This window comes from Mojavia sp. (assembly GCF_059505145.1).
This window is the reverse complement of the sequence record NZ_JCACKA010000049.1, coordinates 1-2,887: the sequence shown is the minus strand read 5'-3', so window position 1 is coordinate 2,887 and position 2,887 is coordinate 1. Positions and strand designations below refer to the sequence as shown.

At 50.7% G+C, this 2,887-nt stretch carries 2 tRNA genes and 2 rRNA genes; all 4 read left to right on the top strand.

Annotated elements, in window-relative coordinates:
• Positions 1-476 (top strand): 16S ribosomal RNA (locus AC5JL8_RS10345); the annotation flags it as partial.
• 89 nt (positions 477-565) lie between these two features.
• Positions 566-642 (top strand) — tRNA-Ile (locus AC5JL8_RS10340).
• A 40-nt stretch (positions 643-682) separates the two neighbouring features.
• Positions 683-758 (top strand) — tRNA-Ala (locus AC5JL8_RS10335).
• A 315-nt stretch (positions 759-1,073) separates the two neighbouring features.
• Positions 1,074-2,887 (top strand): 23S ribosomal RNA (locus AC5JL8_RS10330); the annotation flags it as partial.

Below are 2,887 nucleotides of genomic sequence, written 5' to 3'. Positions count from 1 at the left end.
TCAGCTCGTGTCGTGAGATGTTGGGTTAAGTCCCGCAACGAGCGCAACCCTTGTCATTAGTTGCTACATTCAGTTGGGCACTCTAATGAGACTGCCGGTGACAAACCGGAGGAAGGTGGGGATGACGTCAAGTCCTCATGGCCCTTATAGGTGGGGCTACACACGTCATACAATGGCTGGTACAAAGGGTTGCCAACCCGCGAGGGGGAGCTAATCCCATAAAACCAGTCGTAGTCCGGATCGCAGTCTGCAACTCGACTGCGTGAAGTCGGAATCGCTAGTAATCGTGGATCAGAATGTCACGGTGAATACGTTCCCGGGTCTTGTACACACCGCCCGTCACACCATGGGAGCGGGTTCTGCCAGAAGTAGTTAGCTTAACCGCAAGGAGGGCGATTACCACGGCAGGGTTCGTGACTGGGGTGAAGTCGTAACAAGGTAGCCGTATCGGAAGGTGCGGCTGGATCACCTCCTTTCTGGAAACAAGCAATTTAATTTAAACGCCCACACTTATCGGTTGTTGGAAGAAGTCGGTTGTCTTCGATTTTGAAGGCAATTGGCGAATGGGTCTGTAGCTCAGCTGGTTAGAGCACCGTCTTGATAAGGCGGGGGTCGTTGGTTCGAGCCCAACTAGACCCACCAAATCTTCTGATACCTCGTGTGAGAGAAAACTGAGGGATTTGGGGGATTAGCTCAGCTGGGAGAGCACCTGCTTTGCAAGCAGGGGGTCGTCGGTTCGATCCCGTCATCCTCCACCACAACCAATCATCGGTTCCCCTCGGAACGTTTCAACACCAAAGCGGCTTCCTGCGAAAGCATGAGGCTTCTTTGTTGTTGATCGGGATCTCCTGATCAATCGGCTGTTCTTTAAAAATTCATAGAGTTGAATCAGCGTTGCTGACGGAAAGAGCTTCATGGCTCACCGTGCCGTCAGCAACTTGAATTTTTGATTGCGTCAATATGAACTTCAATTTCGAGAAATCGATTTATGAAGACGGCATAACGCGCCAGGTGAAAGACCTGGCAATTCCTTGATTGACTTTGGTTTCTGTGAAGAAACGTCAAAGTTATAGGGTCAAGTGAATAAGAGCACGTGGTGGATGCCTTGGCGATGATAGGCGACGAAGGACGTGATAGCCTGCGATAAGCTTCGGGGAGCTGGCAAATTAGCTTTGATCCGGAGATTTCCGAATGGGGAAACCCACCGAAAGGTATCGCATGATGAATACATAGTCATGCGAGGCGAACCGGGTGAACTGAAACATCTCAGTAGCTCGAGGAAAAGACATCAACCGAGATTCCGAAAGTAGTGGCGAGCGAAATCGGAAGAGCCTGCTAGTGATAGCACAAGACTTATCAGAACGGCTTGGAAAGGCCGGCCATAGTGGGTGACAGCCCCGTACGTTAAAAGACTTGTGTGGTACTGAGCTAGCGAAAAGTAGGGCGGGACACGTGTAATCCTGTCTGAATATGGGGGGACCATCCTCCAAGGCTAAATACTCATCATCGACCGATAGTGAACTAGTACCGTGAGGGAAAGGCGAAAAGAACCCCGGGAGGGGAGTGAAATAGATCCTGAAACCGCGTGCTTACAAAAAGTAGGAGCCCGCAAGGGTGACTGCGTACCTTTTGTATAATGGGTCAGCGACTTACATTCAGTGGCAAGGTTAACCGAATAGGGAAGCCGTAGAGAAATCGAGTCCGAATAGGGCGATCAGTCGCTGGGTGTAGACCCGAAACCAAGTGATCTATCCATGGCCAGGATGAAGGTGCCGTAACAGGTACTGGAGGTCCGAACCGACTAGTGTTGCAAAACTAGCGGATGAGCTGTGGATAGGGGTGAAAGGCTAAACAAACTTGGAAATAGCTGGTTCTCTCCGAAAACTATTTAGGTAGTGCCTCAAGTATTACCTTCGGGGGTAGAGCACTGTTTTGGCTAGGGGGTCATGGCGACTTACCAAACCAAGGCAAACTCCGAATACCGAAGAGTACAGCTTGGGAGACAGAGCACCGGGTGCTAACGTCCGGACTCAAGAGGGAAACAACCCAGACCGCCAGCTAAGGTCCCTAAAATTGGCTAAGTGGGAAACGAAGTGGGAAGGCTAAAACAGTCAGGATGTTGGCTTAGAAGCAGCCATCATTTAAAGAAAGCGTAATAGCTCACTGATCGAGTCGTCCTGCGCGGAAGATGTAACGGGGCTAAGCCAGTTACCGAAGCTGCGGATTTGCAATTTATTGCAAGTGGTAGGAGAGCGTTCTGTAAGCCTGTGAAGGTGCGTTGTAAAGCGTGCTGGAGGTATCAGAAGTGCGAATGCTGACATGAGTAGCGTTAAAGGGGGTGAAAAGCCCCCTCGCCGTAAGCGCAAGGTTTTCTACGCAACGTTCATCGGCGTAGAGTGAGTCGGCCCCTAAGGCGAGGCAGAGATGCGTAGCTGATGGGAAACAGGTCAATATTCCTGTACCGATATACAGTGCGATGTGGGGACGGATCTTAATAGGTCATCCGGGTGTTGGATATCCCGGTTTAGTTGGATGTAGGCGTGCATTAGGCAAATCCGGTGCACATATACCGAGGCCAACGATCGAGCGAGCTTGCTCGCGAAGTGACTGAACGAGGTTCCAGGAAAAGCCACTAAGCTTCAGCTGTATACGACCGTACCGCAAACCGACACTGGTGCGCGAGATGAGTATTCTAAGGCGCTTGAGAGAACTCAGGAGAAGGAACTCGGCAAATTGACACCGTAACTTCGGAAGAAGGTGTGCCCTATTAGTGTGAAGTGAACAACGGAGCATGAATGGGTTGCAAAAAATCGGTGGCTGCGACTGTTTATTAAAAACACAGCACTCTGCAAACACGAAAGTGGACGTATAGGGTGTGACGCCTGCC